Origin of the sequence: Flavobacterium sp. K5-23 (assembly GCF_023278045.1) — a bacterium.
Classification (GTDB): domain Bacteria; phylum Bacteroidota; class Bacteroidia; order Flavobacteriales; family Flavobacteriaceae; genus Flavobacterium.
In genome coordinates, this window is the sequence record NZ_CP056783.1 from 3000895 (window position 1) to 3013187 (window position 12293).

General features: G+C 32.1%; 10 protein-coding genes. 3 read left to right on the forward strand and 7 right to left on the reverse strand.

From position 1 onward, the window contains the following. Nucleotides 1–72 precede the first annotated feature (72 nt). Genes FLAK523_RS13040 through FLAK523_RS13055 form a run of 4 tightly spaced genes read right to left on the reverse strand, consistent with a single transcriptional unit; the run spans nucleotide 73 to nucleotide 4770 of the window. Nucleotides 73–1407, reverse strand: coding sequence for a (Fe-S)-binding protein (locus FLAK523_RS13040; RefSeq protein WP_248904166.1), 1335 nt, complete (start codon nucleotides 1405–1407; stop codon nucleotides 73–75). A gap of 12 nt (nucleotides 1408–1419) precedes the next feature. Continuing rightward, the gene (locus tag FLAK523_RS13045; RefSeq protein WP_248904168.1) at nucleotides 1420–2379 is read right to left on the reverse strand and encodes an MlaD family protein; all 960 of its coding nucleotides are present in this window, start codon (nucleotides 2377–2379) and stop codon (nucleotides 1420–1422) included. A gap of 51 nt (nucleotides 2380–2430) precedes the next feature. After that, nucleotides 2431–3594: an N-acetylmuramoyl-L-alanine amidase gene (locus FLAK523_RS13050; protein WP_248904171.1), complete on the reverse strand. Its 1164-nt coding sequence runs from the start codon at nucleotides 3592–3594 to the stop codon at nucleotides 2431–2433. Between the two features lie 54 nt (nucleotides 3595–3648). Next, nucleotides 3649–4770, reverse strand: a complete 1122-nt coding sequence (locus tag FLAK523_RS13055) for an N-acetylmuramoyl-L-alanine amidase (RefSeq protein WP_248904173.1) — start codon at nucleotides 4768–4770, stop codon at nucleotides 3649–3651. An 80-nt stretch (nucleotides 4771–4850) separates the two neighbouring features. Between FLAK523_RS13055 and FLAK523_RS13060 the strand changes: the two genes are divergently transcribed. From FLAK523_RS13060 to FLAK523_RS13070, 3 genes are all read left to right on the forward strand, one after another. Next, nucleotides 4851–7598 carry a putative LPS assembly protein LptD gene (locus FLAK523_RS13060; RefSeq protein ID WP_248904175.1) on the forward strand — a complete coding sequence of 916 codons (2748 nt, stop codon included), beginning with the start codon at nucleotides 4851–4853 and terminating at the stop codon, nucleotides 7596–7598. Nucleotides 7599–7645: 47 nt separating this feature from the next. Then, nucleotides 7646–8026 carry a RidA family protein gene (locus FLAK523_RS13065; RefSeq protein ID WP_248904177.1) on the forward strand — a complete coding sequence of 127 codons (381 nt, stop codon included), beginning with the start codon at nucleotides 7646–7648 and terminating at the stop codon, nucleotides 8024–8026. A 284-nt stretch (nucleotides 8027–8310) separates the two neighbouring features. Continuing rightward, nucleotides 8311–8934 carry a hypothetical protein gene (locus FLAK523_RS13070; RefSeq protein ID WP_248904180.1) on the forward strand — a complete coding sequence of 208 codons (624 nt, stop codon included), beginning with the start codon at nucleotides 8311–8313 and terminating at the stop codon, nucleotides 8932–8934. A gap of 77 nt (nucleotides 8935–9011) precedes the next feature. Here the strand turns inward: FLAK523_RS13070 and FLAK523_RS13075 are convergent, their stop codons facing one another. The 3 genes from FLAK523_RS13075 to pfkA form a co-directional block, all read right to left on the reverse strand. Next, a complete protein-coding gene (locus tag FLAK523_RS13075; protein ID WP_248904182.1) occupies nucleotides 9012–9863 on the reverse strand; it encodes an N-acetylglucosamine kinase in 852 nt (283 codons plus the stop codon). Nucleotides 9864–9995: 132 nt separating this feature from the next. Then, nucleotides 9996–11000 (reverse strand): type I glyceraldehyde-3-phosphate dehydrogenase, encoded by a 1005-nt coding sequence (gene gap, locus FLAK523_RS13080; RefSeq protein WP_248904184.1) that lies wholly within the window; start codon nucleotides 10998–11000, stop codon nucleotides 9996–9998. Between the two features lie 84 nt (nucleotides 11001–11084). Further along, a complete protein-coding gene (pfkA, locus tag FLAK523_RS13085; protein WP_248904186.1) occupies nucleotides 11085–12071 on the reverse strand; it encodes a 6-phosphofructokinase in 987 nt (328 codons plus the stop codon). Between the last annotated feature and the right edge of the window lie 222 nt (nucleotides 12072–12293).

Consider the following 12293-nt stretch of genomic DNA (forward strand, 5'->3'; position numbering starts at 1 on the left):
TTATTTATTCGGTTAATTGCTGATTTCATTTTAATCAACAGCTATATTTTTTTAAAACTAAATTTTTAAATCTTAATTCTCGTCTTTCCAGTTCAAACGATCTTGTTGACTGTATTGCCATGGCGCTCCATTATTTTCAATATTAGTCATCATCGCATTCAAAGGCATCGGTGCTGCACTTTGCTCCATAACTAAATAACGTCTCATATCCATAATGATAGAAAGCGGACTGATATTTACAGGACACTCTTCAACGCAAGCATTACAAGAAGTACAAGCCCATAATTCTTCTGGGGTAATGTAATCGTTTAATAAAGTTTTATTGTCTGGGATAAAAATTCCTTTATTAGCATCTATATTTTTACCTACTTCTTCTAATCTATCTCTTGTATCCATCATAATCTTACGAGGAGACAATTTTTTACCCGTTTGATTTGCTGGACAAGAAGAGGTACAACGACCACATTCAGTACATGTATAAGCATTCAATAATTGAACCCAATTTAAATCCTGAACATCACTTGCTCCAAATTTTGCTGGTGCTTCACCTTCCACTACTGGAGCTGCTGCAAATGGATCAGCATTAGGGTCCATCATCATTTTCACCTCTTTAGTAACAGCTTCCAAGTTGTCAAATTGCCCTTGTGGATTTAAGTCCGCAAAATAAGTGTTAGGAAAAGCTAATAATATATGTAAGTGTTTTGAGAAATATAAATAATTCATAAAAATCAAGATACCAACAATATGAATCCACCAAAACATTTCAGTAAGCAACATCACTAATTCATTAGACATTCCATTGAACAATGGTTCAATAAACTGACTTACAGGAAAAGAACCTGCTTTTATAAAATGAGAAAAACCACCTGGTACATTTTGTAAATGCAAATCAGTAGCATTCATTAATAAAAACAAAGTCATTAAAACAACCTCAAAATACAAGATGTAATTTGCGTCATTTTTAGGATATCCTTTCATTTCAGGATTCATAAAACGTTTCAATTTCAGTATATTTCTTCGAATCCAAAAAACAGAAACAGCTACAAGTACTAATAGTGCTAATATTTCAAATGAACCTATTAAGACATCGTATAAAGAACCTAAAACAGCAAATACGCGGTGGGTTCCAAATAAACCATCGATGATGATTTCCAACAATTCGATATTAATAATAATGAAACCTAAATAAACTACAATGTGAAGAGCACCTGCTATAGGTCTTTTAACCATTTTTGATTGCCCTAACGCAATCATAGCCATATTTTTCCATCGTGCAGCAGGATTATCCTTTCTGCCTACATCAATTCCGAGGTTAATATTTCTGGCTATTTTTTTTATATTAATATAAAAATAACCGAATCCAATTATTAATAAAATGGCAAATAACACATTGTCTAAATAGCTCATAGTTGCTAGTATTTATTTTTTTAAAATAGTATCGTTTTCTGTTGCAATATATGGTTTATTCTTCTTTCCAAAAAGAGAAACATTTATATATCTTGTTGGGTAAAGTCGGACGTCTTGTAACAACAATTCCAGCTCTTTTGAAGTTTTGGATAAGTTTGAATATAGTGCATCATCATTTAACATTTTCCCCATTGTTCCTTTTCCGGATTCTAAACCGCTCATAATACCATTGACTTTAGCCAAAGTAGTATTAAGATTTTTCACAGTTTTCCCTAAATCAGCTTTATTCAAAGAATCTGATATTTTTGAAAAATCCCCTGAAATTTTATTGAAATTAGTAACCACGCCATTTATTTGAGCTTTATTGTCGTCCAAAAGTGTATTGACGCTCAATGAAGCTTTATGAAATTGCTCCATCGTTTTACCCAACTCAGCTAAACTGATTTTTAAACTTTCCTGTCCTTTTTTATCAAATACATTGTTTATACCTAATAATAAGGTATCAGCACTTTGCATCAATTTTTCGATTTTTTCCTGAAGAGGAATCAGTTTTTCACTAACGGAAGCAGTAAGCCCTAATATCACATTTCCGCTTAATATATCTCCATCCATTGCAAGAGTTTTATCCTCAAAATTAGGATGAATGGCGATTTGTTTCCCTGCAATAAAACCTGGCTCATAGATTGAAGCTATACTGGATTTAGAAATAGGAAAATCAGTTTTAATTTGTAATTCAACTAATAGTTTACCTGTAGTTTCATTAATTTTTATTGAGTTTACTTTACCAATATTGAGTCCGTTTAAAGTAACTGGAGCAGAAGAAGTTAACCCCTCTACGTTTTCATACTCAACATAAAAAGTTTTATAGCTATTAAAAAGATCTCTTCCTTTTAAAAAACTGTAACCCCAAATAAATAATAGAATCGATGCGATGACTAATATAGCCGTTTTAATTTCTCTTGTAATTTTCAAAATATAAGTATTTTAGACAAATTTAATATAAAATAGTTGAACTTGTAATTATTATTTGATTGCTTGTTGAATACTGATTTTTTCACCATTCTTATAAGCTATCAAGTATGCTGAGCTATACCCTTTGGATTTCGCAACTTCTAAATTCTGTTTTGCTTCCTTATAGTCTGATGTTGAGCCGTATAGATACTTAAACAGACTTCCGTTATCAGTTATCACGGATACATCTTTCAATCCTTTAAAATTAGCAGGTATTAATTTAACACTTTTATTTGCGGCAGCAATTTGAACTTTAAAAACCACTTCAGAGGATTCTGTTTGATTTTCTTCATTCATATCCAACTGTCTTCCAGCAACTGTTTCTTTTTTCAAAACCTTAGAGCTGTCCTTTGTGTATTTATCTACCACCTTCTCCCTAGATTTTTCAGTGTTTTTATTAGAAACGCTTTCTCCTAAATAGTTTTTTTTATAACTAATGATAGCATTTGCAATTGCTTCAGCCATATTATTTTGTCCAGCATCTGAATTTAAGTAGGCTCCTTCTACCTTATTAGATAAAAATCCTAATTCTATCAATACACTTGGCATATAAGCAGCGTCTAAAACCCATAAAGGCGTTTGCTTTATACCTCTGGACTTTCTGTTAAGTTTGTGTGTGAAATTATTTTCGATTCTAGAAGCTAACTTAATGCTTCTATTTAAATATTCTTCCTGTAATATTTTTAAACCTATTAATGTTTCGGGTTTATTTGGATCAAAACCTTTATATGTTTTCTTATAATCTTTTTCTAATAATATTACCGAATTTTCATTTTTGGCAATTTCTAAATTGGTGTTGCTTCTTGTCAATCCCATTACAAAAGTTTCAGTACCGTAAGGAGAACCATTTTTAACAGAATTACAATGAATGGAAATAAATAAATCCGCGTGAATACTATTGGCCAATTTTGGTCTATCGGCTAATTCAATAAAAACATCTGATTTTCTTGTAAAAACAACCTTGATATCCTTATCCTTTTTTAAAAATTCTTCAACCTTTAAAGTTGTTTTTAGGGCAATTTGTTTTTCAACAAAACCGTGGTATGAGTTCCCAGGGTCTTTACCGCCATGCCCTGCATCTAAAATAATTACAAAGTTTTGTTTCGATTGAGATGAAACATTAAATGATAGAAAGAGAACGGTTATTAATAGTAAGGTATTAATTGAAATTTTCAAATTTTAGTTTTTTTTATAGAAAAAGAGAATTATTAAACTTTTAGAAATTGTTTTTTATTTAGTGGCTTGTTCAATACTGATTTTTTTTCCGTCTTTGAAAGCAATTAAAAAAGCAGAAATATATCCTTTATCTTTAGCTTCTTTTAATTGAATTTTAGCTACTTCATAATCCGATGTTTGTCCGTACATATATTTATATACATAATCATCATAATCCATCGATATACCATTCAGTCCTTTAAAGTTTTTAGGATCCAAATTCATTTTTCTACTACTCGCTGAGAGTTGAACTTTAAAAAGAATATCCGGGTTTATTTTTTTATCCCCATTAGTCGAATTGTTTTTTATAGAATTATCAGCACTTTTTTGAACTGGCAAAACATCATAAACTTCAATGTTTCCATTACCAAAATATTCAGTTTTATAACTAAATATAGCATTTGCAATAGCATTTGCAATATCATTCTGACCCGCTTCTGAATCTAATATATTCCCTTCGACAAGATTAGAAATAAAACCCGTTTCAATTAACACCCTTGGCATATAAGCCTTATGAAGAACCATAAAGGGAGCCTGTTTAACGCCCTCGCCTCTAATTCTTTTTCCTAATTTCCCAAATTCTTCTTCGACTTTACTCGCCAGTGAAATACTATTATCTAAATACTCTTCCTGCATCAAGGTCATCCCAATCATAGTCTCAGGAGAGTTAGGGTCAAATCCTTCGTATTTTTGTTTATAGTCCTTCTCTAAAGTAATAACGGAGTTTTCCTTTTTGGCCGCTTCTAAGTTGGATGCCATTTTACTCATACCCATCACATAGGTTTCCGTTCCGTCTGCAACTGTATTTCTGTTTGCATTACAGTGAATTGACACAAAAATATTTGCATTAAATCTGTTGGCGATATTTGCTCTTTCGACTAAATCGATAAAAACATCCGTTTTTCTAGTATATGACACGTCAAATTTCGGATTGTCTTCTAAAATCTTACCTACTTTAAGAACAATCGCAAGTGCAATGTTTTTTTCTACATGTCCATTATATACTGCCCCAAAATCATGAGCACCGTGTCCAGCATCTAAGGTAACTTTAAAGATATTGGATTGACTATAGGTGTTTAAAGAAGCAATAAAAAGACAAAAAGCAAGTACCACTTTAATCTTATTTAATACGTACATATATTTTAAAGTTAATTTAATTAAAAGGCTACTGTTATATTTTTCATTTGATTATTTTTGACAAAAAATAATCTGTAAGTTTGGCATGTCAAAAAACAAGCCATAATTTTACAAAAATAGCATTTATCCCTTTGCATACAAACTTATTTAATATCGTTTTACTATCATTTTTCCTGTCAATTGGTTGTGCTAATGTATATTCACAAGATATAAACAACAAAAAAATAGCGCTACCCGCTAAGGAACAAACAGATAACCCTAAATCTATAGTTAACAAAAACAAGGCCAAAACTGTTGAAAGTAAAGATACTACCTCCATCAAAAAAGACACGGTTAAACAACAAAAACTTTTCCTGGATGGTAAAGTAAAATACAAGGCTGATCAATATGCTAAAATTGACCAGAAGAAAAAACTCATTACTTTATACGATAAAGCGGAATTATACTATCAGGATGTAGAATTAAAGGCGGGATTAATCGTTATGGACTATGAGAAAAACGAAGTCTATGCTGGAAGAATAAAAGATTCTACTGGAAGACCATCTCAAAACCCTGTTTTTAAACAAGGACCAAATGTCATTGAACCAGATTCCATTCGATTTAATTTTAAAACAAAAAAAGCGTTAATCTGGAATTCTAGATCAGATCAAGGGGAGTTTAAAATAAAAGCTGCAATTACTAAAAAAGAAAACGATTCGGTTTATTTTTTAAAAGGTGCTCGATTCACTACATCTAAAAACATTGACAATCCTGAATATTACTTTCAAACCAACAAGGTAAAATTCATCCCAGGCAAAAAAGTAATTACCGGAGTAACCCATATGGTAATAGCAAATGTTCCAACTCCTATTGCCTTACCGTTTGCTTATTTCCCCATGACAAAAGAAACTAGCATCTCAGGAATTATATTACCCAGCTATAATGACTCTAACAGCAGAGGCTTTTCTCTACAAAACGGAGGATACTATTTTGCTTTAAACGATCACTATGACTTAACCGTTTTAGGTGATTATTATACAAATGGTAGTTACGGTATGCGATTTGAATCCTCTTATGCTAAAAGATACAATTATAGAGGGAATTTAAATTTTAGATTCGAAAATTTAATTACAAGTGAAAGAGGGTATCCTGATTATTTAAAACAAAGGATATATAACTTGCAATGGTCCCATTCCAAAGATTCTCAAGCATCACCAAATTCAAGCTTTTCTGCTTCTGTGAATCTTGGTAGCAGTAAATATTTTAAGCAATCTATTAATCAGACAAACATTGGTTCTAACCTTAATAACACTTTAAGCTCTTCCGTTTCCTACTCAAAAACTTTCAATACGGTACCACAGCTTAGAATGTCGCTTTCTGCCACACATTCTCAAAACACCCAAACTGAGGAGATTAATATGACCTTGCCAACATTGCAATTAAGCGTTGATCGTATCTATCCTTTTGCAGGAAAAGACTATATCAAAAAAGGTTTTTTCAAAAACATCAATTTACAGTATAATTTAAACGGAAGAAATAGCATTACCACTACTGATTCTTTATTCTTTAAACCCCAAATGTTTAGAGATGCTAAATTAGGTGTCCAACATAGTATTCCTTTGAGTACCAATTTTAAATTATTCAAATATTTCAGTGCTTCTTCTTCATTAAACTACGAAGAAGTATGGACTGCAAAAACAATAGAACGAAATTTTGATACGGATCAAAGCAAGGTAGTCGATAAAACTATTAATGGTTTTGATGCTTTTAGAACTTACTCTTTTTCATCTAGTGTAGGAACTACAATTTACGGAACATTTAATTTTGGAGATGATAAAAAAATACAATCCATAAGGCATGTTATGCGACCTTCCCTATCTTATGGTTATACTCCCAGTTTTGAAAAATATTATGACACTTATGCGAGTGATGCGAGTGGCACAATGCTAAAACAATACACCCGTTTTGAAGGTGGCATTTTTGGCGCTCCAGGATTGAACAATTCGAATAACATTGGGTTTGACCTTAGCAATACTTTTGAAGCAAAAGTAACAGACAAAGATGAGACCAAAACCGAGCCTAAAAAAGTAATGCTTCTTAACAACTTAAATCTTTCTACCAGTTATGATCTCAATGCTGACGGAATAAATACTCTTGCGTGGTCACCTGTAAGAGTCAGTGGAGGAACTCAGTTATTTGACAATAAAATGAATGTGAACTTTGGTGCTACTTTAGATCCTTATGCTATTGATAATTCCGGTAATCGAATTAATGTTTTTAATTTTGACAATGGCGGCAGTTTATTCAGAATGACTAGTTCTAATATGACTTTAAACTATTCTTTATCCAGTAAAGGATTTGATAAAAAAAACAAAGACAAAAACGAACAAAGTCAACGAAATGGTGGTCGTGAAGATGATTTATTTGGAACAAATACTGATATAAACGATAATCGAAAAAGCCAATTTGATGATGAAGAAACGGAAGGGGAAGATGTTGTTTCAGAGTTTTTTAAATCAAAACTACCTTGGGATATGACATTTGCTTATTCGCTAACTTATGGAAACGGCAACAGAGAAAATAAAATCATTGGTAATTCTATTATGATTTCAGCAAATGCCGACTTGACTCCTAAGTGGAAAGCAGGAATTTCAACCGGTTATGATTTTGTTCAAAACGGTGTGACTTTCACGCAACTTCGTTTTGAAAGAGATTTATTAAGCTGGAGAATGGATTTCAATTGGGCACCTTTTGGAAGTAATGCCAACTGGGGATTCTTTATCGGGATAAAATCTGGTGTGTTGAGCGATATTAAATGGGACAAGCGAAGCTCTAACGCAAATCGATAAATACCAATTATTGAAACTATATATTATTCGAATTAAAAACTAAAACTATGAAAAAGATAATTTTTACTGAGAAAGCACCATCACCAATAGGTCCATACAGCCAAGCTGTATTAAAAGGAGACACATTATACACTTCTGGTCAAATAGCAATTAATCCTGAAACTGGAGAACTCATTACAGGTTCTATTGAAACAGAAACTCATCAGGTTATGCAAAATATGAAAGCAGTTCTAGAAGCTGCAGGAATGACATTTGAAAACGTAGTCAAAACAAGTATTTTCATTATGGATATGAATGACTTTGCAAGTATAAACACAGCTTATGGTTCCTATTTTGACGAAACAACAGCTCCGGCACGTGAAACGGTTCAGGTTGCTTGTTTACCTAAAAATGTGAATGTAGAAATTTCTATGATTGCCATTATGTAGTGGTCAGTAGACAGTGTTTAGTGATCAGTTGCAAATAAAAAGTCAATGTTCCGTTTTTTAGTATTCAGTTTATGAAGCTACTGAACACTAAAAAACCGAACACTGAATACTACTTATTTTCCATATGGTACGCAATAAGTCTTTCAATGAAAACTCAAAGTGTATCTCTTTAATTGAAATTCATTTCATCTTATTAATTAGAAAGTTTTTTATTACAATTTTTCTTTATAATAACTATATAAAGCTATATATTTGACTTATAAAATAGACTATTAAATTATAAAATGAAATCTAAAACAATGAAATCTAAAACAATAAAAAAAATATTTTTTTTTATTGTGGTGCTTGGCTGCTCATTTAGTTATTCTCAAAATAGCTCCAGCAAAAAATGGTATTCAACTGCTGACGTTGAATTCATAAATCCTTTTAATGTAGAATATAGTTATGGGATTTACAGTTCCCAATATAATGCACGAATAGGAAAAACAGACGAAATAACAAACGCTAAACCTTCTTTTGGGGTTTCATACAGTTTTAACTACAATCTGTTTAAAAAACTTAGCGTAGGACTTTTAACGGGCTATCAAAGCCACGCCCGACCTGACTTTTCTATGATAAAAATAGGAGGCGTAATTAAATATTTTTTTCTTGACAACAACAACGTTTACACCTATATAAATCTTGCCAATGATTATTCTTTAAATAAAGAACAATTTAAAAACGGAAGTAATTTCAGGATAGGATTAGGTTTTCCCGTTTTAAAAAGGGATGGATTTAATCTAAACATAAACGCCTTCTGGGAACAAAATTTCTTAAGAATGGAAGGAGCAAAACCATTGTTTGATAATGAGACGCCTGACACAACAGTATTAAAATCTTATGGAATTAGTGTAGGAATAAAATTTTAACTGCTATACTAAACGCATAAAAGGTCCTGCCATAAGCAGGACCTTTTTATATAATAAGAAGTGTGAATATTCGAATTTTATTTATTTGCTACATGATAGGCTATTAATCCATCAATTGGCCTTCTTAACACATTCCCTAATTTCAATTCATATTTATCAAAAGTTTGCTGTAATTCATCCTTTAAATAAAAAGCAATAGATCCCACAAAATGAACGGGCACTTCTTTACAATTTTCAAATTGTCTGATGTAGTTTTTAACAAACGATTTCATTCCTTTAAAAATGATTTTTTTACAAAATTCCGTTTCTTTATGCTGAATTAAGAACTTTGCAAAAGTGGCCAAATACGCATTAGGATTTGGTTCTTTATACAATTTACTTTTAATAGCATCTGGATCTAAATCGTATTCCTTTTCAAATTGCTCTGCCAATTCTTTAGGCATTTTATTGAAATAGTATTTTCTAATTAATTCTTTTCCAAAAACATTTCCGCTACAATCATCCATAACGATATAGCCTAATGACTGTACTTTTTGATGCAATTCTTTCCCATCAAAATAACTACAGTTTGAACCCGTACCTAAAATAGAAACAATAGCTTTCTCCCCTTTTGGTGTAGTTGCATATACCGCAGCATAAGTATCTTCCTCAACAGCTATTATTGCATTTGGAAAATATTTTTGAAACAACTGAGAAAGCGAAATTTTCATTCTGTCAGTTCCACAACCTGCCCCATAAAAGAACAAATGGCTGACATTATTTTTATTTTGAAGGATATCAAAACGATCATTCAAGCGCTCGACAATTTCATCATTCTCAAGCACTTCAGGATTTAACCCTAACGTTTGTGTTGTAAACAATATTTTTCCATCATCATCTATCGAAATCCAATCGGCTTTGGTAGAACCGCTATCAACTATTAATCTCATTTCTTTTGGTTTTGGTGTTCTTTGGTTAAACAATTCAATCCAATATTGACTTGCTTAAAACCATTACAATATTAAATAAAAAAAATAAAAAATCCCGCTAAAAACAGTAACGGGATTCTGTATGTATATATATTATTTTAATCCAGAAATATGTACAGCCAAGTCAATTAACTTACTAGAATATCCATATTCATTATCATACCATGATACAATTTTGAAAAAAGTAGAGTTCAAACCGATTCCTGCATGCACATCTACAATAGAAGTTCTAGGGTCAGATATAAAATCTTGAGACACAACTAAATCTTCAGTGTATCCTAAAATTCCTTTCATTGTAGTTTCTGAAGCTGTTTTTAAAGCAGCCATTATTTCTTCATAAGTAGTCTCTTTGGCTAACTTCACAGTTAAATCTACAACAGAAACATCTGCAGTAGGTACTCTCATAGACATCCCCGTTAATTTCCCGTTCAATTCAGGTATAACTTTTCCAACTGCTTTAGCCGCACCTGTACTTGAAGGAATCATATTTACCAGTGCTGATCTACCTCCACGGAAATCTTTTCTTGAAGGACCGTCATTAGTCATTTGAGTCGAAGTCGTAGCATGAATAGTTGTCATCAATCCTTCAACAATTCCGAAATTATCATGAATCACTTTAGCTAAAGGAGCTAGACAATTTGTCGTACAAGAGGCATTCGAAACAACAACATCCGAAGCTAAAGCTTTATTATGATTTACTCCCATTACAAACATTGGTGCATCAGCAGAAGGTGCCGAAATAATTACTTTTTTAGCACCACCTGTAATGTGCGCATTTGCAGTTTCTATAGTAGTAAAGAAACCAGTACATTCAGCCACTACGTCTACTCCTACTTCGTCCCATTTTAAATTGGCTGGTTCTCTTTCGGCAGTAATTCTAATGTTTTTATCGTTTACAAACAGTTTCCCGTCGATAACTTCCACTTTTCCTGCAAAACGTCCGTGAACCGAATCGTATTTTAATAAATAAGCCAAATGATCTACATCTAATAAATCGTTGATAGCTACTACCTCTACATTATCTCTATTGAAAGATTCTCTAAATACAATTCTTCCTATTCTTCCAAATCCGTTTATTCCTAATTTTACTTTTGACATCTCAATCTGATTTTTGTTTATTTTTCCTTCTTTTTTAACTTACTTAAAGTCTAATTTCCTCACAATAAACTTCAAATTCTTATTCTATGTTGACATTATTTCCGAAACTCTTAATAGTTCCCTATCAATTTCGGTTTTTCCTTTTATGGCTTGCTCTAACGGAGTCAATGCAATTTTATCATTCTGGAGTCCAACCATATAATTTGATTTTCCTTCCAATAAAGATTCAACCGCTTTCACACCTAATCTACTGGCTAACACTCTATCAAAACAAGAAGGCGAACCTCCTCTTTGCATATGACCCAGCACCGAAACCCTTACATCGTATTCTGGTAAATTAGCTTCCACATAATCTTTTAATTCGAATACGTTTTTACCTATTTTATCCCCTTCGGCAATTACAACTATACTTGATGATTTACCCGAAGCTTTACTTTTTTGCAATGATTCCAACAATCTATCTAAACCTAAATTTTCTTCAGGAATAAGAATTTCTTCTGCTCCAGCACCAATACCCGCGTTTAAAGCTATGTGTCCGGCATCTCTACCCATTACTTCCACAAAAAACAATCGGTTATGTGAACTGGCGGTATCTCTAATTTTATCAATTACATCTACAACAGTATTCAAAGCAGTGTCATATCCTAATGTATGACTCGTTCCAAAAATATCATTATCAATGGTTCCTGGAATCCCCATAACTGGGAAATTATACTCCGTATTAAAAATCAAGCCTCCAGTAAAAGTACCATCTCCACCGATAACTACTAAAGCATCAATTCCTGCTTTTACAAGATGTTCGTGGGCTTTTTTTCTTCCTTCGGCAGTTTTAAACTCCATAGAACGAGCAGATTTTAAAACTGTCCCTCCTTTATTCACAATATTATTTACTGAACGGGCTCCCATTTCTTTGAAATCCCCTTCAATCATTCCTTGATATCCTCTATATATTCCTATACAATCTATATTATGATAAGCGCACGTTCTTACAACTGAACGTATAGCAGCATTCATTCCAGGAGAGTCTCCTCCTGAGGTTAAAACACCAATTTTTTTTATTGTTTTTTGCATTATTTGTGTATTAAAAAGTAAAAATAGCAAACATAAAGTAGTTATAATGCTATGTTATTAATAAATTGGCAAAGCGAAACAAATTCAAACGTTTTCGTTAATAAGTTTTTAATTTAGCCCGAAAAAACGTGAGTTTTTTAACTTTTAATAATTAAATCAAACGAAACCTGATGATATTGTATTAAATAGGAAGACATATAATTTGAAGTATCCTTCAAATTA